The organism is Siphonobacter sp. BAB-5405 (assembly GCF_002872335.1).
GTDB lineage: Bacteria > Bacteroidota > Bacteroidia > Cytophagales > Spirosomataceae > Siphonobacter.
Genome location: NZ_NJAG01000007.1, coordinates 169,413 through 190,964 on the forward strand (window position 1 = coordinate 169,413; position 21,552 = coordinate 190,964).

The 21,552-nt window shown below is 47.0% G+C and carries 21 protein-coding genes; all 21 read right to left on the reverse strand.

Annotated features, from left to right (window positions below; translation table 11 throughout):
• Position 1 precedes the first annotated feature (1 nt).
• Complete coding sequence (locus BWI97_RS07095) at positions 2–1,561, reverse strand: DUF262 domain-containing protein (protein ID WP_102200506.1); 1,560 nt, start codon at positions 1,559–1,561, stop codon at positions 2–4.
• A gap of 58 nt (positions 1,562–1,619) precedes the next feature.
• Positions 1,620–2,420 (reverse strand): DNA adenine methylase, encoded by an 801-nt coding sequence (locus tag BWI97_RS07100; RefSeq protein ID WP_102200507.1) that lies wholly within the window; start codon positions 2,418–2,420, stop codon positions 1,620–1,622.
• A gap of 1,016 nt (positions 2,421–3,436) precedes the next feature.
• Complete coding sequence (locus BWI97_RS07115; protein WP_102200510.1) at positions 3,437–3,844, reverse strand: hypothetical protein; 408 nt, start codon at positions 3,842–3,844, stop codon at positions 3,437–3,439.
• Between the two features lie 127 nt (positions 3,845–3,971).
• Entirely contained in the window at positions 3,972–4,205 is a 234-nt protein-coding gene (locus tag BWI97_RS07120) for a hypothetical protein (RefSeq protein WP_102200511.1), read from the reverse strand.
• Between the two features lie 83 nt (positions 4,206–4,288).
• Positions 4,289–4,963 carry a hypothetical protein gene (locus BWI97_RS07125; RefSeq protein WP_102200512.1) on the reverse strand — a complete coding sequence of 225 codons (675 nt, stop codon included), beginning with the start codon at positions 4,961–4,963 and terminating at the stop codon, positions 4,289–4,291.
• 89 nt (positions 4,964–5,052) lie between these two features.
• A complete protein-coding gene (locus tag BWI97_RS07130) occupies positions 5,053–6,033 on the reverse strand; it encodes a hypothetical protein (protein ID WP_146010888.1) in 981 nt (326 codons plus the stop codon).
• Positions 6,034–6,128: 95 nt separating this feature from the next.
• A complete protein-coding gene (locus tag BWI97_RS07135) occupies positions 6,129–6,596 on the reverse strand; it encodes a hypothetical protein (RefSeq protein WP_102200514.1) in 468 nt (155 codons plus the stop codon).
• Between the two features lie 13 nt (positions 6,597–6,609).
• The gene (locus BWI97_RS07140; protein WP_102200515.1) at positions 6,610–7,485 is read right to left on the reverse strand and encodes a S49 family peptidase; all 876 of its coding nucleotides are present in this window, start codon (positions 7,483–7,485) and stop codon (positions 6,610–6,612) included.
• 80 nt (positions 7,486–7,565) lie between these two features.
• Positions 7,566–8,120 carry a hypothetical protein gene (locus tag BWI97_RS07145; RefSeq protein ID WP_102200516.1) on the reverse strand — a complete coding sequence of 185 codons (555 nt, stop codon included), beginning with the start codon at positions 8,118–8,120 and terminating at the stop codon, positions 7,566–7,568.
• A gap of 190 nt (positions 8,121–8,310) precedes the next feature.
• Positions 8,311–8,805 carry a hypothetical protein gene (locus tag BWI97_RS07150; RefSeq protein ID WP_102200517.1) on the reverse strand — a complete coding sequence of 165 codons (495 nt, stop codon included), beginning with the start codon at positions 8,803–8,805 and terminating at the stop codon, positions 8,311–8,313.
• Between the two features lie 285 nt (positions 8,806–9,090).
• Positions 9,091–12,567 (reverse strand): hypothetical protein, encoded by a 3,477-nt coding sequence (locus tag BWI97_RS07160; RefSeq protein ID WP_102200519.1) that lies wholly within the window; start codon positions 12,565–12,567, stop codon positions 9,091–9,093.
• A 17-nt stretch (positions 12,568–12,584) separates the two neighbouring features.
• Entirely contained in the window at positions 12,585–14,060 is a 1,476-nt protein-coding gene (locus BWI97_RS07165; RefSeq protein ID WP_102200520.1) for a hypothetical protein, read from the reverse strand.
• Positions 14,061–14,076: 16 nt separating this feature from the next.
• The gene (locus tag BWI97_RS07170) at positions 14,077–14,595 is read right to left on the reverse strand and encodes a hypothetical protein (protein WP_102200521.1); all 519 of its coding nucleotides are present in this window, start codon (positions 14,593–14,595) and stop codon (positions 14,077–14,079) included.
• Between the two features lie 58 nt (positions 14,596–14,653).
• Entirely contained in the window at positions 14,654–14,923 is a 270-nt protein-coding gene (locus BWI97_RS07175; RefSeq protein ID WP_146010889.1) for a hypothetical protein, read from the reverse strand.
• A gap of 48 nt (positions 14,924–14,971) precedes the next feature.
• Positions 14,972–16,381, reverse strand: a complete 1,410-nt coding sequence (locus BWI97_RS07180) for a hypothetical protein (protein WP_102200523.1) — start codon at positions 16,379–16,381, stop codon at positions 14,972–14,974.
• Positions 16,381–18,087 carry a DUF5977 domain-containing protein gene (locus tag BWI97_RS07185; RefSeq protein ID WP_102200524.1) on the reverse strand — a complete coding sequence of 569 codons (1,707 nt, stop codon included), beginning with the start codon at positions 18,085–18,087 and terminating at the stop codon, positions 16,381–16,383. The genes BWI97_RS07180 and BWI97_RS07185 overlap by 1 nt, the downstream gene beginning before the upstream one ends.
• Before the next feature lie 377 nt (positions 18,088–18,464).
• Positions 18,465–18,899: a hypothetical protein gene (locus tag BWI97_RS07190; RefSeq protein ID WP_102200525.1), complete on the reverse strand. Its 435-nt coding sequence runs from the start codon at positions 18,897–18,899 to the stop codon at positions 18,465–18,467.
• Positions 18,892–19,734 carry a hypothetical protein gene (locus BWI97_RS07195; RefSeq protein WP_102200526.1) on the reverse strand — a complete coding sequence of 281 codons (843 nt, stop codon included), beginning with the start codon at positions 19,732–19,734 and terminating at the stop codon, positions 18,892–18,894. The genes BWI97_RS07190 and BWI97_RS07195 overlap by 8 nt, the downstream gene beginning before the upstream one ends.
• 65 nt (positions 19,735–19,799) lie before the next feature.
• Positions 19,800–20,216, reverse strand: coding sequence for a hypothetical protein (locus tag BWI97_RS07200; RefSeq protein ID WP_102200527.1), 417 nt, complete (start codon positions 20,214–20,216; stop codon positions 19,800–19,802).
• Positions 20,216–20,845, reverse strand: coding sequence for a hypothetical protein (locus BWI97_RS07205; protein ID WP_102200528.1), 630 nt, complete (start codon positions 20,843–20,845; stop codon positions 20,216–20,218). The genes BWI97_RS07200 and BWI97_RS07205 overlap by 1 nt, the downstream gene beginning before the upstream one ends.
• Positions 20,770–21,549, reverse strand: coding sequence for a hypothetical protein (locus BWI97_RS07210; RefSeq protein ID WP_102200529.1), 780 nt, complete (start codon positions 21,547–21,549; stop codon positions 20,770–20,772). Before BWI97_RS07210 ends, BWI97_RS07205 begins: the two co-directional genes overlap by 76 nt.
• Between the last annotated feature and the right edge of the window lie 3 nt (positions 21,550–21,552).

Below are 21,552 nucleotides of genomic sequence, written 5' to 3' on the forward strand. Positions count from 1 at the left end.
TTTAATTTCTAATTGATTGATTACAATAAGGATGAGTAATCTGAAGGTTATCTACCGTTCCTATTCCGCCATCTTGAACCCTTAAAATATGATCATAAGAAATAGATTTTTGTTTATCAATATATCCATTGCAAACTGGACATTTAACTTCTGTCTTTAAGGCCATATTTATAAAGACCAAACTTTTAGTTTCATTGGAAAAATTAACAGAAGTAGGTTTTTCTTGACCTACCACTATTTTACCAGACAAACCTGCCCAAAACACCAACATTTCATCTGATATTTCTGACCCCGACTGGGCTTGATTATAAATTGAATTCAATAAGTTACTATATGCTCTCACTCTATTTGTTGATCCAAATTTTTGCAAAATTGTAGATATGATTTCTTTATGTGCAATTAATGCTTGTTCAATTATTGCACGAACACGTGTGAATTTTTTAAAGAATTCTTTATCATTATTTGCAAGCTTTTCGCTTATAAATTTAGCAGTACCTAGAAACAAAGGGGAAGAATGAATTCCCGAATGACCATAAAAGTAGATGGCCGGATGAAGTCCTAAACTTCCATTTTCATTTCCAGTAATTCTTGAAGATAGTTTATTTGCTCTCCTTAGTACTTGCACTGTATGCTCGCCTGTAATATCAGGTTCGCCATAATTGATTGAGACTTCTTTATTAGAATTAGATATGCACGAAATTTGCAAAAATTCTATTAAAATCTGCAAAGCAGTTCTTATTCCTTTAGAACCTCCTAATGGTAAGTCCAGAGTTTTTAAAGGGGCTGATACCTCCGGATCAAATAAGCTCACATGCAATTCTTTAGCAAGCCTTTCCACTTCTTGGATATTTTCGGGATTGAATTTAGACCAATATTTATTCCCTTTACCGGCTCTGATGATAGCTCTTGCGGAAACCGGAATTGGATGTAATCGATTTCTAAGCAATGATTCTTCAACTTCATCAAGTGGAGTTCCTCTAGTATTAATTTTAAAAAAAGAATCTTCTGCTTTCTCAGCATTACCTTTAACCCATTGGACAGGTAATGCTCTTGAAAAAGTGGACGATAATTTTGAGTCGATATCATTAGAGGCTAAACGTGACCTCAAATGTTGATAAGTGCCTATTTTTGCAGCTATCAGTTCTCTTGTTTTCTTTGCAGCTCTTAATTGATTTGTCGAGATTGCTTCACCGAAAAGTTTTTTAGATATGGGCCCGTCTCCATAGTCGTCCTCTGTCCAAGCTCTCAACACACTCAATCTATGCCCACCATCAATTACAAATACATAAGTAGGTGACTTCCAAAGAATAACTGATGGAATTAAATCACCATTGATAAAGCATTCTAATAATGAAACTACTTGTTCAGGGGTCCAATGATTAGTTTCACGTTGAAAATCAGGTTTTCTTAATAGATTACCTGTCATCCCTTCACTTGAAACATCCCTGACTGGAATGCTTTGAATTAATTCAAAAGAATTATCATTATCATCGACTTGAGCAAAATCAGCTCTTGCAATCATTGCATCAAGATTTACTAACAGTTTTTGATTTACAGCCATGTGAATTAGATGTAGGTAATAATGGACAACTTAAAGTAAGCTTATTTAAAGTAAGAATTCAATAGTTCCACGTCAAACATTCAATTTTTATCTTCTTCTCCTTTCGACGGCCATCAACTGCCAGCGTTTTCGTGACATCGTGGTTTTGCCAAGCAAACAGTTCACGGTATTCAAGTAGAAGTTGCTCTGGATAACTTGACAGAAGGAATTTACCCTGCATTGTTGAGCAAAAGTCCAGAAGCTTGCGGAAGTCATCCATACTGTACCCTTTATAATGTCCCTTATCTGAAGAGACATAGGGAGGATCCAGATAAAAGAAGGCATCCGGAGCATCGTAAGCTTTCATCACCTTTAATACATCGTAGCTTTCTATAGTAACCCTTTTCAATCGATCCTGATAGGCTTGAGTAAAAGCCAGTTTTTTATTAGCGATTTTTTTAGCCGTACTCCCTTTTTTATCGTAACCAAACCCGCCGCCGATCACGCAACTAAAACTCATATTGGTCTGCACCCATACGGACCAAGCCATGGCCAGCTGGTCATTTATCTCGATTTCTCCAGAGTCGTATTCCTGATCAGCCGCTTTATGCTGTGCCCGGCTATGGAAAGTCTCGTCGATTTTATTCTGGAGGTCTTCAAAATCATATTTGAGCACCCGGTAAAATGTTATCAGCCGATTGTTGATATCGTTGACCACTTCAGCCTTAGATGGAGGCTTTGCGAAAAAGACGGCACCCCCTCCAAAAAAGGGTTCGATGTAAGTATGGTGCTCCGGGATCCTAGGTAAGATTTCGCTGAGCATGCTTTGCTTACCTCCGTAATAACTAATGGGTGTTTTAAGATTAAGAACTTTAGTCATAGTATTGTTAATGAAGTGTAAAAAGGCTTCAAAACTCTACTAAACTGGCCATGCTCTAAAGGACAGGAAAATGACGTTAAAGCGTCAAATATTTGTCTACCTTTGAGGTGCTAAGAGCAGCAGCAGTGTCAGCTGGCCAAAACGGACAAACCAATGATAGAAGATCAATTCACAACAGGCAAAGAGCTTGGTAGGAAAGCGTATGCTAAGATCCTCCTGCAGGGGAAGCGTTGGCAATCAAGAAACATACCTCAGTGGCTAAGGGATAACCTATTGGTACCCTATTACATAGCTCAGGTAGATGATGAAGAGCATCTGTTCATGATCCAATACCCCCTTGCGTCAGAGGAGAAGGTACACTTTGTACTGTACGCCAGGCGGGGTATTAAAGAACATGAGAGGAGTACCTAGATTTTTAATGACGAATAACGAGGCCGCACAACCAGGTGCGGCCTTTGTTGTATGTACCACTAAGCCTGGTGTTGTGGCTAAGCTTCAACACTTCGGTACCAACGATCAGGCAAAGGCTTACGTCAGTGGCTTACCCAGTGACTCCATCCATACTATAGTGAGTCGTCACATCGTCTTCGAGATCGTTCATGTCATCAATCCTTCTGATGATGTATCAAGAGATAAGCTAACAAAGCTCTTAGCTCGAATGGTCGAATGGTATAACCTTACTCAAGCATCTTCGAGTAGTCAATCTTCCAATGACAAAGCAAAAGGTCATTGATCAACGACAAACGATCGATCAATGACCTTGGAGAGTTCGATGGCCGACCCTACCCCCCCCCTCAGCTATTCTTGGAATTCCCGGCGGCGGCGCCCGGGCGATGCTAAAGGGCGAGCTGTCAATCGTGCCTCTCTGTTTACTTTTGAAGGCCGCAAAAATTTTTGAAAATTGATACTCAAGGTGTTAGAAAAAAGCACGGTTTACTTTTTTTCGACCTTCAAATGGGCTTTTTCAAGCTCTCTTTGAAGATCACCGTGCTCCTTATCGAGCTTCACTATCTCTTTTACGAGTTGGGCTCGTTCTGCTCCGGTTGTGTCAGCGAGTCGGTTACTTCTGAGGGAAGCTTCCCGGTTGACTCTGCGGAGTTCTGAGAGGAGTTCGTCAACTCCCCTGGTTGCTGGGGCTGGGGAGCTACTGGAGGCGTTACGGCCGGTTTCGCTGGAGCCTTCGCTTGGGAGGTTGCTTTGGGAGTTGTTGCCTTTGGCGGAGCCTTGGGTTTCACTTCCTTTTTTTTTACCTCCTGTACTACTGGAGGAATAACTTGTGTGCTGCTTGTGGAGCTAAGGTCGCCAGCTTCTGCGAGTTGTGCAAGGATTTCGTTGACTTTTGCTCGATTTGCTTCTGTAGGATTGGCAGTTTGTGCCAGCTGAGCCAGGTGGAGTTGTGCCTGGAGTTTTACGATTGATGCCATAAGGGTTCGTTTGGTTAAAAAAATAGCCCGAAAGACCGGGCTATTTTTTAGAACTACTACTCAGTATTACGTTAATCAATTGAAACCAAGATGAAAATGTTAGATGGTTTGAATTGCTATTTAATTATTACTTTTTTTCAACTTCTGCCGCTGGTTCTGCAGCAGCGTTAAGTGCGGGTGTGGATTTGGGTTTGCTTTGGGTTACTGCTTTAAAAAGCTTACATCCGGCTTCAATTACGCGTTCAGCGGTTTTATCATCCTGGATGGATGAAACCGAACGAGTCTGGCCATCGATGTAGTAATGCTCTGTTTCGGCTTGTTCCTGAAGACCGGCAGGGATTTCGTATTTGACGAGTGCCATCTGTTTAAAATCTAAGTATCTTGTTGTAAAAAGTGAAAGTGAATAGTAAGCCCGGGCAGTGGCGGCTGCCCGGGCGGGCCTGCCTAGACGGTTTCTGCAGGCAGGGGTTCGATGGCGAACACTACCGAGTTGTTCATTGGCAACACCGGCGTCATGTAGCCATCATTCTTACAGGTGAAGGTCATCTCTTTCGGATCAGCACCTTTTGCACCTGAATCCCCACTGATTTCAAGTTCGAGCGGCACCTCGGTAGTACCGATCACATAGAGCTGGTTGTCGTTACCCCGGGCAATGATCACGCAAGGCACGTTCAGCAGAGACGTGGCCAGTGCAATCGACTGCTTATCAATCCGGGAAACTTTAAAGGTGATATTGTGCTCGAAAGACTGGTTACCTACTTTACCTTTTGAGGCAAAACCAAATTTAGTTGTATCGTAAGCAGCTTGGATTTCGACGAATTTAGCGGCTGCAGGGGTTGAGATCAGGGGGATGGTGCCTGCAATCTCACCAGCTACCCCATCTTCATATTTGGGCCACTCTACGTCCTGGAAACGGTCAATGGGTGCGATGTACAAACGCTTGGATCCACCAGGTTTTGCCCCACCAATCTTCCGACGTAGACCCACCAGGGCAACAGCCCCCATCATTGCGGATCCACCAGGTACATTGAAAAGATTCAGAAGCATTTGCTGACCAAACAGAAATGCCCCAAATACTAAAAAGCCGATCAAATGGCTATAATTTTTAAGTTTTTTCATGGTATATACTTTGATCTGATAGTAGGATTCGGCTCCTAAATAGTAGCCGAATCCAGTTTAAGTTAGGGGGAAAGGAAGGCGGCTAAACCCTAGTATTTGCCGTTATGGAACATGAAGTTTCCGTAGGCATAGTCGAAAAGACCACGGAAGAATACGTTGACTTTCAAGCCCTTCAGGTCATCAATAATTTTGATTTTATTGATACCTACATCAGAATCCATACCGAAAATCAGGTTTGATTTAGGGGCAACGATGATCGTGTCTTTTTCTGCTAGACCAGGATCTTCTACGAACGTGATGCCGTCGTAATCATCCGGATGTGAAGCGGTTTCACCGGGTCCAACGGATTGCGGAAATTTCGTACGGCGGTTCCGATCATACTTCAGCTTGGTTGCTTTAGCAAGACGCATTTCCAAGGGATACGAAAGAAGATCCTCCTTGTGTTTTAGGATTGCATCACAGATACCCTGAACGTGATCGTAAGCGTTTTTTTCATCCAGAGCGGCCGCTGGGGTGATCACGTGCTCTTCGGGAATATCTGCATCGCTGCCTGCAGTACCGGCAGCGACTTTTTTCAGAATACCATCCACTGCATTAGCAGCTCCGGTACCAGCAGCGTTCCGGCTCCCTTTAAAAGAACCGTTTCTACGCATGAAACCGCCCTGAGCACGCAGAACTTCCCGAAGGAACATCAGCTCTAACGGATTGTCTAACGCTTCATTCACATCAGATACGCCAGTAAATTGGCGAGTATGAGATAAAGCGATACTCAATACCTGAGAACGAGGAATGTAGAAGTCGAAATCAACGTTCTGCAGCTGAGCTTTACGCAGGTTTAAGGCAGAAGCCTTGGCGGGCTTGAAGTCATCATCAGCTACCCGGGCCACGTCAAACGCCGTGAGACTGTACAGGTAGGCTTGATCTTCAAGGTAGGTAGTGGTAAAATCGTTTTGAAGAGATTCAAATCCTTCCCGAATAATATCGGTGATCAGGACAGGACTCTCTTCAACGAGCGTCATCACGTCCTGGGGAAGTGATGAAACATCAGGGGTGGAAGAAGTATAGGGCATAGTTTAAGTTTGGGATTTTTGCCCTGGCTCCCGGCTTGCCCATAACTCAGGCAAACGGGGAGCACGCGGGGCCATTAGTATTGTTATTCAGGCTCTTATTTCGCTTTTCTCTTAGCAGCGTTGGCTACGGTCATTTCGTAGGCAATCCGGTTGGGGTGGTTGGCACTGAGCTTCGCAATCTTCTCAGGTAGAGCACCTTCCCCTTCACTGGCGTCAGCTTTACTCGTTGAGCTGTCGATGGCTGCTTTGTGGTTATCGTACCAGCCTTGCAGCTTACCGTTGGTTTCCTTAAGGCCATTGGCTTCGGCCTCCAGCGTGGAGTGCTTGCCTTGCAGATCCTTCAGGCTGGCTTCGGCCGTAGTGGCCCGGGTAACAGCAGCTTCTAAATCAGCTTTCATTTGCTTGTTGCCATCCTGGAGAGCTTCGATGCGAGCAGCTGCTTCGCTGGCATCGGTCGTGAAAGAATTAAATTGCTCGGTGCTGAGCTGCTCACTGAGAACCTTTGCCGAATTCGGAAAAAGGTCCGACATGACCTGCGTGATGGGTTTGGTTTGTTTTGACATTTAAGTTTGGGGGTTAGGCATTTTTTGCGAGTTGTAAGGCCCGCGTGATGGCCTGGGATAGTGATCCAACGCGATCGGCAAGACCTAGCTCCAGTGACTTTTTGTTTTTGAAAACAGCCCCATTAAACGCTTCATCGCTAGTGATTTTACCTGCTCGGCCCCGGCGAACAAACCCTACAAATTCATTTCGAGCCTCTGTCATCTCCGCTTTCATGGTGCTTATTAGCTCAGGTGTAAGCGGCTCGATGCCGTTGACCCGGTTTTTCTGCTCACTGCCATCCGCCCGGATGATCTGTACGTTTAATCCCTCTTTTTCCAGTGCTTTGGATTCATCCAAGTACACAGCCAATACACCGATTGACCCAATCCGGGTCTCGGTTTGGTCTTCTAACCAGAATTCTTGGGTTTGGCTGGCAACGTAGTAAGCAGCTGAACAGCAAAAGGGAGTTTGGCTGATCATCGGTTTGGCCTTCTGAAAGTCAATGATTGACTCGGCCAGCATCCGGGTAGAGTCGACGGTACCTCCCGGGGAATACGGGCGAAGGACAGCGGCATGAATGGAGGGTTCGTTCTTAGCCAGGGCAATGATTCGGGCAAGTTGCTCATTGCCAATATTGCAATAGCCATTACGGCTCATACTTCCTTCGATGGGGATAACAGCTACTTTACCCCCACCGGCTTTCTGGAATTGTCTTAAGAGGTAGCGATCCTCGGTTTGATCGCCAAATTCGTCTTCGGGCGAAGCGAGAAGTGAAGAAGAAGACTGAGCTCGCAGATAAGACGGAAAAGGTTCCTTCCCTGCCTGGAGGCGGGGAAAGATGATTCCGCTCATTTGACTGGCAAAATCACCATTAATGTACCATAGGCCTGAAAAAGTATGTCCGGTCATGCTGCCGTCGCGTGTTGTAGTGTTTGAGGCTACGAACTTCCGCGATGACAGACATGATCTAAAGGACGATAATGATAGGCTCAGTTACCCCCAAAAGCGAAAGAAAAGGCCGAAGAGAACGCGGAGCCGGGATTTTGGGAAGGTAAAGAGCTTATATAATAGTAGGGATGGGCAAAGCGGGAAGAAAACGTAAATAAAGTTGTGTTTTGATCGGTAACGCTCCGGGAAGTGGCCAGGGCCATACCGTTACCCGGTTCTCCTGCCATCCCATAGAGACCTGATCGTTCCCGCCAGCAGACCAGCCAACGCTTGCCCTGGTGTTTATTGATCCAGGCAGAAAGTTTGGGATGATTGCGAGGTATTCGCATACTGATTGCAGGACTGTAGGAGCTTCCATCCTCACCTTCACCTTGGGATTCGTTGAGTGAGGCCTCTTTTGCTGGGAAGCTGAATATATAGATGACGGCTTCCGGCTTGAATTTAATGCAGCTGATAGGTAAGGTAAAGTCCGGATCCACTCCATAAGGAAGATCAATCGATTCAACCTGCTCGATGTCGATCAGGACTAATCGGTTTAGGTAGCCTGGGGCTGGCTGAGATGCCCAATTCCCCACGCGTTCAGTCGTTAATTTCATGGCTTTTGAGCGGACGGGTTTTGCTAGGGTTCCCGCTTATTGAAAAACTTATAATTCACGGCGTTTCAGGCTTTTAAGCCTAATTCCCAACCTTACTAAACGCCGTTTTCGCTGACGAAACACCGTTTTTGCTGACCAATCGCCGAAAACGCTGACGAAACGCCGTGAAATTTTTTTATTTTTTTTCTACCTAAACGGCCACAGACATGGCCTGGTAGAAGGTCAAATCACCTTGGAACTTCTGCTGGTGAGAGGCCATTTTCGCTTCCCAATCCTTGACAATTTTAGCCAGGGAGTTTACCGACACTTCATCATCAGTGATCGAATACATATCCAAGAAACGGCGGACATGTGGCTCGTAAGACTTGGTAAAGGTGTAACCCGATAGACAGTAGTTTATAACAGCCTGTTCAAACTGTTCTTTTAAAATCAATCCCAACACTTTTGCTCGTATCGGCGGGATGTGCAGTAGCTTCGGCTCTTGATACATCGATACTGTGATGTGACACTCCGAGGGCTTCTTCGTGGGTACACTCGTATGATTTTTCTCTAAAAACGATTCAACCAGGCGGCCAAGTGGCTCGTCTCTTCTAAGCGTAATGATACCGTCTTTGACCAGGTGGGTTTGTAGGAGGTACTTTTCTACATAGGTAGGTACGGGGATGTCGAATTTATAACGACGCATGACAACTCGGTGGTTTGATTAAGTTAGTTTATAGGGGCGGAACTATACGGATGTGGGATAATCAAATTCACAAAAAGTGCGTCAGGGCTTTCGGTACTTAAACTTATTGAAAACCCGATCAAAGGCAGACTGGCGAAGCAATAGTACTTTAGTCAGGATACTTGCCCACCGGCCAGTCCGGAGGGCACGCAGGGCATAGTACAAAAAAGGAAGGGGGCTTAACAGCCAGAAGAGTAATTCGAAGATGATACGTTTTAGCATAGGTGAATTCGCTTTTAAATATACTTACTTTCCAGATAAAGATGAAATCCCGCCGATGATCGCGTCGAGTCGACCCGCCTGATTGGTTCCCCAAATCGCTCCTTCCACGTTACGAACGGCTCCGGCCGTCTCAGCGGTCGTGCCTACAACCCGGTTTAAAAGTGCCGAATTTTCAACACAGGCATCCCGGATGTCCTGAAGGAACTGTAACTGCATTTCTCCCTGCTCCTGAGCCTGAGCGGCCATGGCACTGGCTTCCGCAGACGCTCCGGCCATATCAGCCCCATCGTATCCGCCAGCGGCTCCCAGGTCTTTCATCATGGCGTCAGCATCGGCCTGAGCTTTATCAGCTTCTGCCTGAGCTTCAGCTTTCATTCGTTCAGCTTCCTTACGTTTCTTACTACCAAACAGGGCAAACGTTTTTTCCCAGAACGGAGCAACAGGTACGTAAGAGCTATACGAGCCACCATCCCCGCCTAGCTTTCCCCCATCGCGGTACGAGGGTGACGTGTTGATCGGTTGGAGTTTGCGGTTTTGGCTTTGCCAGGTTAGCTGATCCAGTAAGGGTTCGTGGTACTTGGAGGCTTCTCTTGAGAGAATGTACATATACTCACCACCTTCAGCTTCACCCACTTCCCGGCCGCTAGCCCGGTCCACCATGGCGATCCCACCTTCACCGTATTTGGATCCGTGCCGGCCGCCTTCGAGTACTCCAGCATTCCTGACTTTACCCCCCTTGGCAAACGTAGGCTCCGGTTGTGACTTGATCATGCCGACCTGGATAGCACTGGCTGCAATGGTAGCGGCCATAAATACCAAGTTTAGGGGAAAAATACCTGAAGCCAGGGCTTTCACGGCTGCAACGGCCCCGTTGATCACGGCACTGGCTATATCGGCCTTTTGCTGAGCCTTCCAGGCTTTAAGTTTTGAAGCTTTCTGGTCAGCTGCAGCTTTATCATCGATGTCCTTTTTGGTCGCTTCGAACTCCTCCTTGGCATCGATGGCCATCTCATCATACTTCTTATTGATGTCGGTCTTTTTATCGGCCAGATCCTGCTCAATTTTCTTAGAACCATCTGCTCCGAGCTTGGTCTGGTACAAGTTCTCTTTTACCGTCAAAACCTTATCATCACGTTCCTTCTGCAGGCGTTCGGCTTCCTCCTTATTGCCCTGGTCACGAGCGGCTTTAATCCTTGCTTGATAGTCGAGTTCGAGCCGCTCTTTCTCCCGGGTGAACCGTGTATTCAGATCGGTTAATTCTGCTTTAGAAAGCTTTTGAGCCAGCAGCTCCTGCTCCAGACGTTCCATCTCGGCTGCTTTCTCCGTCTCAATCTGTTTGATACGGGCCTGTTGTTGCTCATCTAAATCCTGAAGTCGTTGTTTTTTAGCTCGCTCAGACTCAGCAATTTCCCGATCAGCACGTTTCTGGGCCAAATTATTGAGAAAGCTGGTAGCAGCGTTAGCAATAGCCCCTACCTGATCGGCATACTCCATAGCAGCCTTGGCCCGGGCTGATAGGGAAGCAGAGTCTTTCTGAAAGAGGGAAGCAATTCGGCCGATAGCATTGGTATAATTCCCCTGATCCAGATCGTTGATTGCGTCGGTAAAGGCTGAGAAGCGATTACGACGCTGCTCTAACTTATCTGCCTCCAGAGCAGCTACTTCACTATTATTCTGGTCTTGATTCGCTTTTCTTAACGCATCATACTTTGCCTGAATAGCCGTAAGGGTTTCTTCCAGTACTTCTTTATTAGAAATCGACTTACGAGCCTTCTCTTCTTCAGCTGCCTGTTCATCATCCAGACTCTTTTTCGTATAGGTTAAGTCCAGATCCAACCGATCCTTTTTGATAGCAAAAAGGCGACGGGCATTATTACCGGCTAAGGCTTCCTGAGAGTTAAGTATTGCGACATTGGCATCATACTCCAGCTTACGGAGATTGGCATTCTGCTCCCGCTCCCGGGTAGCGTACTCCGTTTTAATCAACTCGATATCACGCTTGGTATTTGACTCCAGTAGCTTCAGAGCAGCGGCCTTTTCCTTTTCATCCGTGATTGTTTTTTCAATCCGGAGTTTTTCATACCCTGCTTCGAGTTCGGCCTTTTTCTCCTTACGCTTCAACTCGTCCGTCTCCATTTCCATGGTCAAACGGGCGAATTCATTAAGAGCTTTCTGGCGGTTAATAGCAACTTTCCCTTCGTCTTCAGCCTGAGCCTTCCGGATTCCGTCAATTTCGGTCTTCAGCCAGTCCTGGATCTTCTTCTCCATCTGAGCCAGTTGCTCCTTATCCGCAATTGACTTCCGGGCAATGGCTAACTCCGAATCAGCAAATCCTTGGGCTTTTTTGATTTTCTTAACGAATTCATCCTCCAGCCAGCGTTCATTGAGTTGATCCTGACGCTTCTGGGCATCGGCCTTGATTTTCTCAATATTCTGGGTGTGAAGGGTTTCTTCAGCTTCCCGCTCCCGATCCAGCTGGGCCTTAGAGGCCTTGGAATTCTTAATACGGTCCAGCTCCCGCTTGTGCCTGATTTCTTCAGCAGCCTTTTCCCGCTCCAGATCATTCTCAATGGCTTTTACTTTCAGATCATCTGTACGCTTGATAGAATCCTGAGTTGCTTTAAAAGCCTCCTTGGCCCGTTTTTCACCGGCTTTCTTTTCGGTTTCAGAAATGACATTCTGCGTTTTCTGGGAAAGATCACCAGCCGCAAGTTCAGCTTCCTTCGTGACTTTTTTGGGAGCATCGACAAAGGCTCCAGACCATGCTTTTTTTACGGAGTCAAAGCCATCTGTAAACCCTTTGACAATGTTTGTACCACGCTGTTTGACCTGATCCCAGGCTGCTGTAGCTCCGGCAAAATCCCCACTAAAAAACTTATTTAAAGCATCTCCAGCGGATAGCAGCATTCCAAAAGTATTGATCAGGGTGCCGACCGTGACCACAATTGCTACCAATGCCGTCTGAAGTACGGCCATGATTCCGCTCAAAAACTTCATGGTGTTACCGGCTGAAGCAGTTTGGTTTTGAAGGCCGGGAAAAAGGATATATACCAATTGCATGACATACTCCCCCACCTTGCCAAACCATACCCCCATTTCCCGGAGGATCATGTTAAAGGGTCCAGACTTTTCGGTCATTTCAATAAAGAAATTGATACCCTTTAAAATCAGATTCAAAAAGAAATCAAAGACCGGTTTCAACCCTTCGCCAATTGTTACCCGGAGGGCTTGCATGCCGTCACTCATATTGGAAACTTTTCCGGACATCGTTTCCATCATGGCAGCGTTAGAATTCGCTACGCCATTCATCTGACCCATCGACACCATCGCGGCCTTCACGGCTTCTTCCTGGGATTTAAAGGATTTGACGACTTTGCCATTGATGACAACGTCGAATCCATCTCCCATCTTTTTCACTTCCGTAGTGGCTCCTTTGAAAGAAAAGCTCAGATCATCCCCGGCTTTCTTGCCCCGGATCCCGAATTCTTTTAAACGCTCCATTTCGCCGGTCTGAGCATCTAAAAGAGCTTCGACGTACTGATCAAAGGTTTTACCCTGCTGGCCGCTAAATCGGCCATGGCCATCATCTCTTTTTTAGTCGGGTAGATACCCCGATTGACCATTTTTACGTACCCATCCGTCAATTCTTCAACCCCGTAAATAGTCTTGGCTGCCATGTCCTGTAAGGCTTGCATGGACTCTTTGGCAGCAGCAGAAGCTTGCTGAGCGGCAACCTTTGCTTCAGCAGCGGTTTTCGTAGGTTTGGTAAAGGCGTTGGTAAGAACGGCCTCGTACTTTTCAAACTTGGCCGTGTCTTCAAAGATGACTTTACCAATCGAGATGATCGTATCGAGAAGCCACAGGATCCCGCTGGCTGCCAGTATTCCCTTAAAACCCGTGGTAAAAGTGCTGATATAGCCCATTACCCCCTTCTCACCATTCTTAAATTCAGCACTGATCTTCTTTACATCCCCTTCAACTTTGCCCAAATCGGCCTGGGTTTGAGCTAGGTTTTTCGTGGCAGCGATAAACTTTTCGGTACCAGGCTTCAACTCTTTTAGCTCAGCGTTCAGGAGTTCCACCTTTTTCTTTAGATCACCGTAGCTGAGTTCGCTATTCTTGGTCGCTTTGATCTGGGTATTGATCTCCGTGGTAACGTCATCAACCGACTTTTTGACGTTGTCGTAATAGGTTTTCGTCTGCTGGAGCTTTTTACTGGTGTCGATAAATTCCTGACTTTCGACGGGGAGCTCACCTAACTTCTTACGGAGTAATTCGGCCTTTTGTCCCAACTGATCCAGGGTAAGCTTGGAGTCATCCGTTTCGAGGAGTTTTTTGTGAAAAGCTGCTACCTCTTTCGAACTCTTAGCCAGAGCCTCCGTAGTGCCATTTACATTTCGGGTCACTTCATCGTAGGCCGCCTTTGTCTGCTGTAACTTTTTACTGGTGTCGATGAATTCCTGGCTTTCAACGGGGAGCTCAGCCAGTTTCTTTTTTAAGAGTTCGACCTTTTGACCCAGCTCGGAATAAGTAAGACCGGAGTCTTTACTCTCCAGCAATTTTTTCTGAAACGCTGCGGCGGCTTTCTGGCTTTCTTCCAGAGCTTTAGAGGTTCCGTCAACCTCCTTTTTAACTTCCTCCAGTCGGGTTTTGACCTTATTGAGTTCGGCCGTTTTGGCCACAAATTCAGCCGAACCTGGAGCAAGTGTTTTTAACTCTTTGGAAAGCGTACGGACCTGCTTTTCCATCTGGCCATAGGTCGCCGTGGCAATGTCAAATTCCTTTTTGACAGCACGAATAGTCGTTTCCACCTGGTTCATTTCCTGACGCAGTTCCTTCCAGCGATCAGACTTTTTACCAAGCGGATCCGTTTGTTCAATTTCCTTAAGTTCTTTCCTAAGGTCTTTTGCCTTTTGTTCGAGCTTATCAAGAGCCTCCATAGCGGACTTGCCCTCGATGCCAAACTCCAGCACCTGTTTGTCGGTAGTTTGCATAAATTTTTGGGGGTAGTTAATCGGCAAGGATCTCTCTCAATTCCTGAATAGCCAGGCGGGCACCGGCCTGGGAAACTTCGCTCCGGAGAGCTCCCATTTTTCCTTTGACTACTTCGTTGTAAATCCCTCGGTAGCCCCGTTTCACGTCAGGTTTTTGCATCCGGGCTTTACGAATAGCCCAGGCAACCCGTTCGATGGCAATGGTTTCTGAAGAAGGAGTCCGATCACCGTAGCCGGGTACGTAAAAGCGGTCGATTCCGGTTTTTTCGACGAAGTACTCCATGGCAGCCAATGGTGGCATGCGGGCGTAATGCATCGAGCGTAAGTCTTTGATGCGGAAGTAACCGGCCGTCTCGACCATTTGGGAGATGTAAGTGTTACCGGCCTGAAGGGATTTGATTTTAAAAGAGTCCAGCAACTCTCCAGTCAGCTCCAGTCCAGCTGATCGAATACGGCGTTGAAACTCAGAGACGGCTTCCCGAACAAATTGTTCGAGTAATGCCTGAAATCTTTTAGAGGAAAGAGAAAGCCCCATAGTCTTGCCTTTTTTAGGAACTATGGGGCTAGAAAGGCTTTTGAAAGGACAGTATTCGCTAAACTTCAGCGGGAAACTCTATAACTTCTATCTCTGAAACTATTGACTCTATCTGTGCAAAGATTTTTTTTGCATCTACATTGTCATCAACCTTAATCACTAGAACTGTCAATTCATCATTATCTGAAAATCTCTCAGATAAAATCATTTCTTTTTTAGCGTCATCCATAGATGCATACTCATATCCAAGCTCACTAAGTTTAGTTTTTGCGGCTTGTAACTCATCGGTTTTGTGAAGAACTACTAGGTATTGCTTTGAATGTTTCATTTGGTAAACCATTGATAAGGGGCTTACAAAATTAACATTTAATATAAATCAATTCTCTAGTACTAGAAGAGTTGATACTGTTGATGTTAAAGGTAAATTTCCTGATACTCTAACTATGAAGTAATTGCATCCGTTAACATGAATTGATTTTTTGAAATTTAGTGTAGCAATATCCGTTTCGTCGAGAATCATCTGAGCATCCAGATAAGATAACCCCCTTCTAAACTTCTCCGTTCGCTGCCAGCAGGTTTCAAACACACCTCCTACCCCATTCCAAAAAAGGCTTTTTCCAGCCAGTGTGGGCAGTGCCCGGGGCAAACCACTTTGCAGGCCGTTCCAGAGTAGGAGCCGGGGCGACCAGGTACTGGCCAGCTGGGAGAAGAGTTCGGTGGATCCTACTTGTTTAGTCGAAGCTAAACCAGATTCCTGATCGATCAGCAGCGTACTGAAGGACGTGGTGAGTTTGGCAATGGATAGATCCGGAGCAAACTCTGGAGTCAGGTAATCGGCCAACTGCTCTGGTTTATCTTTCTGCAACTGATCCCCTGAATCCAGCGACATCGACAGCTGCAGGCGACGGTTTCTTTCGATGATCTTTCTTCCCCCTTTCACGAGTTTATCCGACCAGTCAAGCGTGGCCGGTGTGCTCAGGATATCATCCGTCGCATCGATCTCCAGCACTTTGTTAACCGTATCAAACGTAAAGCTCAGATTCAAGAGTTTCCGGAGTTCGATCAGCAGCTGGATCAGCGTCATTTCCCCGGGGAGATGTCGGGTGAGCGTGATCTGCTGCTGGGAGTCCAAGGCCCGGGTATTATACAGGACGAGTTGAGACCAAACCGGATGCTGGAAAAAGGTACCCTTAAGCGTTGTGCCGGTAAGGGCCGCGATCTTTTTAAGAACGTACGAAAGAAACGGCATCGGCACTAAAGGACCAGCCTGGTAGGATCCGGAGCCGTAATGATTCACTCTCCCAGAGTATCCTACGCTGCCTCCATTAGTCCCGTAGTAATCCGGATTAACGATCGTCGGAAAACAGTACGCGGGCTGGCCAGTATCTAAAAGCACTGGCGTGATCACCCCCGGCCTGGGCACTGTGCCCAGATCGATCTCTGATAATTTCTGGAATTGATAATCTCCAAAAAACTCTCCGATCGGCTGTACGGCCGTCATTTGAATGGCGAACGCGGTCACGTCGGTCACCAGGGCCAGGCCTTCGTGGATCAGCTGGCCGTTATAAAACTTTTGCAGGAAAAATCGGGGAAGGTTGGAGCCTAAACGGGGAAGATCCAGAAAACCCAATATTCGTCGGTTTCGCTGACTGAGCGGTATGGAGGGTACTTGAACCTGGTCGGTATAAATGTCCTCATACGTGAAATATGGATTCACTTTTTCAAAGCTGGCACCTGCTGAAGGGGCCAGGTCAATGACCTGGCCATTAATGCGTAATTCGACCATTATTGCGATACTTCTACGTAGATTAAAGCCTTGTCAGGAATGACCAGACCTTCAAATGGGGTGATTTTTACGATTGAGGCCGTAGGAGCGTTTTGGAATTCCTCCGGAGTAAACGTTCGCTTATAGGCAGGCACTTCCCCTCCATTGATAAACATGGTAAACGTCAGGGGCATATTCCATCCGGAGACGTTGAAGTAGTAGTTGACATTTCGAGGAAAGATCATATCCGTGGGCGAATTCAGATACACGTAGTTCCCAGGTTTACCGGCCCAATCCGAAAGGAACCAGGTATTCCCATGGGCGGGCTTACTGCGATCGCCAGTTTCGATACCGGGACCACCGGCCAGACCCGTTGAGTTGCCTTTTGGCCGGATCAGACGCAGACTAAAGAAACCAGCTGGAGGCGGAGCCACGGTGTAGTACTGAGGGCCACCACGTACGCAGCTTCCGTACTGATTAGCATACTCCTGCGTATCCAGGCTTTTGGCTTCAGCTTCAGCCTTCGCATCAGCTTCTCCGGAATTTTCGCCTCCATACTTACCAGCTGCAATACTGATAGGTGCAGCGTTTCCTACGTAACCCACTTGACAATCATTTTTAACAAAACTTGTCATCCGGGAAATTGCCACATTGGGGTACGGAGTAGATCCTTTAACGATGCCAGGAATAGGGACGGCCGCGATATAATCTGGATCCCCTGGCATGTTAGGCTTGACGATAAAGGGGACGAAGGGCGTATCGTCGTCCGCATAACGCTTCTCCAGTTTTACCGGACGGCCGTTGCCAGTCCGGAGTCCATTGGGATCCAAAAGGTGTTGAAAGCCTATCCCCCGCCAATATACTGGCCGGGCTTCCTGCTCCGGAGCTACTAGAAGACTTGAGAAGTTATTCTGCTGAGCGGTATAGCGAAAAGAGAAGGTTCTCGACATGAGTCCAGGCGATGCTTCAATATCCAGAATGCTATCGGTCATTAACTCCAGCGGCTGATGTCCCTTCTCAGTAACCAGGTACCATTCTTCAGCGAGCAGCAACTCATTCAGGTAACGCAGCTGCTCGGGACCACACGTAGGAAAGTAACCCGTAGATACGGTGAGTTCCCGATCGCCGGTACGATCAATGAGGTACATTTCAGAAAAATCCAATTGAGCAGCTTGCGGCCGTTCACGGCTGGCCATCGAGCGGGAAACTTTGAGTGACTCACTCCCCTTACCTACTAAACGCAGGGAATCGAATACGTGGAAGGAGTTGCTAAAGAGTAGGCAGCGTTCCTGAGCCTGGTACCGATGATCAATAACGTACGTGCGGACTTCAGAAAACCGCATAAAATCCTGGTTAGCGAGCCATACTTTGTACGATTTAACCTGGCTGGCGTCCTGAATACCCAAGGCGGCCGGTCCTACCGGAGCTCCCATGATCTGGCAGTACTGTACACCCGCTAGCGAGTCCACCGTGATGGTTTCAGCAGGCTTGTCAAAATAAGTAATTTCAGCCCGCAGGCGTACCTGAGTGGGTAAGGGCGAGAAATTCATTAGGAAGTATAAATAAACCTCCTGCTTTCCGCTTACCAGCGGCCGGTCGGGCTGCCAAGTCAGGAACGGACGATTGGCTCCCTGGTACGTCGAAAAGAAGCGTTCACCCCATCCTTGGAAATCTTCCTCCAGCAAACCCGCTTTTATGGCCCATTCCGGGCTGTTTAAGCGACTCATTTGAAAGAATGGACTCATTATACTTTCTGCAAGAATATAAGGCGTTGTGAGCGAACTAATGATAAAAAGGCCTTTTTGTTCAAATTCTGGTTTTTTGCGTTCAAGAATGGAGTCAAGCTCGGTGTGGAACGGGAAAAAGGCTCCTTCGTAACTGGCTATTTCTCCCTGTATTACTGGAGGCTTTTCACGGCCTGGCAAGGTCAGTAGTGTTTGATAGGTACTTGATCCGGTAAAATCCGGAACTCGGATTTCAAGGTGATACTCAAGGCCTGTCCGGTCAGGAACCGTCTCTGGATCTATGGGTGCTATATTGTGCTCGATACGGTTTCGAGCCAGCTTAAGGGGACGAAAGGAGAGTTCAGATAAAAAGGGATCGATCATAGTCCACCAGGCATTAAAATTGAAAAGTTAAATTCCCATCCAATCGCGTCGTCAACCCATAAAGGCCGGATCGGCTCAAATTCGACATCGTAAGTGAATTCAAGTAGTTCATCGTGCTCGTAAGCATCTTCACGCATGCGTTTGATCACAGTCTGAATTAGCTCTATAGCACCCCCAAACGCCTCGTTACGGGATTCGTAGTCTTCCAATTTTACAATGACCCAAGCCAGCCCTTTATAGCGTGCGTTTGCGGTTTCATTGGTTCCTTGGGTGCGAATCGTAGGCAGCTCAAGGTGCAATAGCGGATAGGCAAATTCATCAGCATGCTTGGAGGCCCGGACTACTGCTTCTGTTTCGGCCACGTAGACGCTGCCAAACTCTTCGTCAAAGCGTTTGAAGTACTCTTCAAACTGTTTTAGGAGGTTACTCATACGTTTCTTCAGGGGAATGTTTGGGGGCAGTATCCTGCATTTCTTTGATATGCTCAAGGGTTTCAAAGACCAGGGTGATGTTACTGGCTTCAACCTGCTGCACGGTACCCAGGAGCTTGGTTTCGGCGACTTGGAAAGCCAGATCCCGAATGGTCAGAAGTTGATCCAGCCAGGCGAATTCATGAGGTTCGGCATCGGGATCCTGCGAGGATCCGGATCCAGAGCTCTCAAATACGGGATAGGTCTCAAATAACCACCGAAAGTTCGAGACGAAATACTGCAGGACAGCGGCTGCAATTCCGGCCTCCAGGTTAAGAAAGACTTTAGCCCGGGCTTTAATGGTATGCTCATTAAACGGCTCCCGGAGATCTCCCTGGTAGCCGACTGAAAGCGGCGTTAAGCCGGTCACGCCCGGGCGGCACAACGTGGCAATGAGATTAGTGAGGTTCTCTGGCCGCTCTTCGGGTACGTAGTAGAACTGATAGAGGTAGGTTAAGGCCGTAACAAACTCATTAAAAGTCACGGACTGCAAGGCTGGTCCAGGCAGATAATAAGTCACTCCCTGGTGAGAGAAACTCTCAAAGGGCTGCTCATCGATGGGTGTTTCAAAGGTCCAATCGATCAGCCTGCAGAGTTCATTGATCTGCCAAGCCACGAGTTTCTTAAAGGTTTTAGGCGGTACCGGATTGATGTAACTGAGCACCTTCAGGCGGCCAGTAGCAGTACGGCCATTTGAGTATACAGCCAAGAGAATGGGAAGCACTTGGCTGGCTGGAACTTCTTTCCAGCACGAGGGCAGTTCGTACCAGCTATATTCAATATGAAATCGTTTCATAAAAAGGCAAAATACAAGGAATAAAAAAGGCGTTTACTGGCTGCAAACGCCTTTTTCAAGATAAATCAACGGGAGGATATCCAGGAGGTCAGACATCTACCTGAATAAGCTCCTATCCGCCTTCGAATCGGCACATCCTGTCCATCGCGGTAATACACATAAAGAGCTTGATTGACCGAATGGCTTTCTGGACCATCTGGGCCAAGAACTACCAGCGAAAATTGTTCTGAATGGTGATAGGTATGATACTCCATGCGGTAAGCTGTATGGCCATTACCAAGATCGTAGGGAACGTTTTCAAAGGTCTGTTCAACCCAACTGGGTTTATAGCGATGCTCCAGAACCTGGCCAGTGACGGTGATCGTTTTACCGCCAACACAATCGACCATTAAAAAGCAGATGAATAGTATTATCACCATCACCAGGCTCATTCCCGTATAGACTTCCCAATCGTCGACAAATTTTTCGAATAGCTTTTTCATCACAGTGATTTCGGTTCCTCAAGGGATTTGACGTAGGGGGTAATGTGGTTGGCGACTTTGCGAACGTCCCGCCAGCGGCGACGCATGGGAAAGTATACGCCTTGCTTGGGATTATTGCCCTGGCTATTAAAAGCAACTGTTGTGATATAATCGTCGTCTTCAATATCCCGCCGAATAGGTTCTGCCAGGCCTTCGATGTGTGACTGGTACAACCAGACGACGTCCATCTTTTTGGGCATTTTGATAAACCGGCCGGTGGTTCTGGTATAGATCACCTTTTTGGCATCAACAAACCAGCTTTTTACAGCTGCTGGCCCTTTAATCGGCAGCATGATCCCAGCCCGGGTAGCGGTGAAATACAGGCCTGCTGCACAGTAGGGTGCCGTTTTGGGGGAACCGGCAACCTTGTTATAGAGATAAATTCGTGGGTGGTCGTTATGATTCGTTTTTTCACGTACCCAACTTTCGGCCTTTGCTGAGTCCAGCCAAGTCTGCCGGAGACGCTCTTCTTTTTGTTCGAGCGTCTCGATCGGCTTCTTTACCTTGGGATTGCTTACGGTTTGGGCGAAAACGCCAACGAAAGCAAGAATGAGCAGACCAATAAGACCGTAACGAGGATACGTTGCCATGAGGTTAAGTTTTGATCAAATTCAGAAGAGAAGTCTTTTTTAGATTTTACAAAAGGAAGCATGTACAGCAGTACCCGGGGGAAAAAGATCGCCAGGATCGCCAGCACGGAAAGCAGGTTATACCCAAGGGCCAGCTTCTCAAAAAAGAGTTTTTGAATCGAATCTAATCCGTACGGATTTGACTGAATTTCCTGGGTTTTATTCTGCAGGATGATCTCAGCACGAAGCATAAAAAACTTACTGTAGCAGTAATAAATGAAGAACAGGAGACCAGACACCTGCAGGGCCGGTATTGCCCAGCGTTTTGACTCTACCACCTTTTCTACAGGGGTCGGATCATTGAAGAATAATCCTAGCTTACGCCCCAGAGCATCGGCATGGTCTTGCACTTCGGAGGCCTTACGAAGCATGAGCACTTTCGTATCTTCATCCTTCGTGCGGGCGGCTTCAGCCCGATATCCTTCGGCTTCTTCAGTCAGATCGTAGTGTTCTTTGAGCTGGCGATCGTGTTCAGCATCAGCAGCAGCTTTCTTTTGCTCGTCGAGCTGGCGAGTCTTTTCTGCCAAGCGGTCCGATTCGGCTTTGAGTTCAGCTTCTGCTTTTGAAAAATCAGGGGCCGATTCACTTGAGTCAATAGCTTCTAAAGGATTGACAAATACGGTTTTAGGGGTGTTTCGCTGAAGCGTGCGAGATTGCATTTTCATGGC

Excerpts from the sequence above, each read along its gene's own strand:
- BWI97_RS07140 (WP_102200515.1), bottom strand. The coding sequence starts at position 7,485 with ATGACCGGACATACTTTTTCAGGCCTATGGTACATTAATGGTGATTTT.
- BWI97_RS07135 (WP_102200514.1), bottom strand. The coding sequence starts at position 6,596 with ATGTCAAAACAAACCAAACCCATCACGCAGGTCATGTCGGACCTTTTT.
- BWI97_RS07170 (WP_102200521.1), bottom strand. The coding sequence starts at position 14,595 with ATGGGGCTTTCTCTTTCCTCTAAAAGATTTCAGGCATTACTCGAACAA.
- BWI97_RS07200 (WP_102200527.1), bottom strand. The coding sequence starts at position 20,216 with ATGAAAAAGCTATTCGAAAAATTTGTCGACGATTGGGAAGTCTATACG.
- BWI97_RS07190 (WP_102200525.1), bottom strand. The coding sequence starts at position 18,899 with ATGAGTAACCTCCTAAAACAGTTTGAAGAGTACTTCAAACGCTTTGAC.
- BWI97_RS07160 (WP_102200519.1), bottom strand. The coding sequence starts at position 12,567 with ATGGAGCGTTTAAAAGAATTCGGGATCCGGGGCAAGAAAGCCGGGGAT.
- BWI97_RS07115 (WP_102200510.1), bottom strand. The coding sequence starts at position 3,844 with ATGGCATCAATCGTAAAACTCCAGGCACAACTCCACCTGGCTCAGCTG.
- BWI97_RS07100 (WP_102200507.1), bottom strand. The coding sequence starts at position 2,420 with ATGACTAAAGTTCTTAATCTTAAAACACCCATTAGTTATTACGGAGGT.
- BWI97_RS07120 (WP_102200511.1), bottom strand. The coding sequence starts at position 4,205 with ATGGCACTCGTCAAATACGAAATCCCTGCCGGTCTTCAGGAACAAGCC.
- BWI97_RS07145 (WP_102200516.1), bottom strand. The coding sequence starts at position 8,120 with ATGAAATTAACGACTGAACGCGTGGGGAATTGGGCATCTCAGCCAGCC.
- BWI97_RS07205 (WP_102200528.1), bottom strand. The coding sequence starts at position 20,845 with ATGGCAACGTATCCTCGTTACGGTCTTATTGGTCTGCTCATTCTTGCT.
- BWI97_RS07185 (WP_102200524.1), bottom strand. The coding sequence starts at position 18,087 with ATGAGTCGCTTAAACAGCCCGGAATGGGCCATAAAAGCGGGTTTGCTG.
- BWI97_RS07180 (WP_102200523.1), bottom strand. The coding sequence starts at position 16,381 with ATGGTCGAATTACGCATTAATGGCCAGGTCATTGACCTGGCCCCTTCA.
- BWI97_RS07125 (WP_102200512.1), bottom strand. The coding sequence starts at position 4,963 with ATGAAAAAACTTAAAAATTATAGCCATTTGATCGGCTTTTTAGTATTT.
- BWI97_RS07195 (WP_102200526.1), bottom strand. The coding sequence starts at position 19,734 with ATGAAACGATTTCATATTGAATATAGCTGGTACGAACTGCCCTCGTGC.
- BWI97_RS07165 (WP_102200520.1), bottom strand. The coding sequence starts at position 14,060 with ATGCAAACTACCGACAAACAGGTGCTGGAGTTTGGCATCGAGGGCAAG.
- BWI97_RS07210 (WP_102200529.1), bottom strand. The coding sequence starts at position 21,549 with ATGAAAATGCAATCTCGCACGCTTCAGCGAAACACCCCTAAAACCGTA.
- BWI97_RS07150 (WP_102200517.1), bottom strand. The coding sequence starts at position 8,805 with ATGCGTCGTTATAAATTCGACATCCCCGTACCTACCTATGTAGAAAAG.
- BWI97_RS07130 (WP_146010888.1), bottom strand. The coding sequence starts at position 6,033 with ATGCCCTATACTTCTTCCACCCCTGATGTTTCATCACTTCCCCAGGAC.
- BWI97_RS07095 (WP_102200506.1), bottom strand. The coding sequence starts at position 1,561 with ATGGCTGTAAATCAAAAACTGTTAGTAAATCTTGATGCAATGATTGCA.
- BWI97_RS07175 (WP_146010889.1), bottom strand. The coding sequence starts at position 14,923 with ATGAAACATTCAAAGCAATACCTAGTAGTTCTTCACAAAACCGATGAG.